General features: G+C 73.9%; 1 pseudogene. It reads left to right on the top strand.

Annotated elements, in window-relative coordinates:
* A pseudogene (locus tag ACSNOK_RS35895) lies at positions 1 to 241 on the top strand (3-oxoacyl-ACP synthase); the annotation flags it as partial.

The following is a 241-nucleotide window of genomic DNA, read 5'->3' on the forward strand; positions in this document are numbered from 1 at the left end:
GAGTGGATCAGCAGCCGCGTCGGCATCCGGACCCGGCACATCGCCGCGCCCGACGAGACCGTCGACCGGATGGCGGCCGCCGCGGCCGCCAAGGCCCTGGCCGGCAGCGGTCTCTCCGCGGACGAGATCGATCTCGTGCTCGTGGCCACCTGCACCGCCGTGGATCGCAGCCCCAACACGGCGGCCCGCGTCGCCGCCCAGCTGGGCCTGTCCTCCCCCGCCGTCATGGACATCAATGTGG

This window comes from Streptomyces sp. URMC 126 (genome assembly GCF_051386555.1).
In the GTDB taxonomy this organism is placed as follows: domain Bacteria; phylum Actinomycetota; class Actinomycetes; order Streptomycetales; family Streptomycetaceae; genus Streptomyces.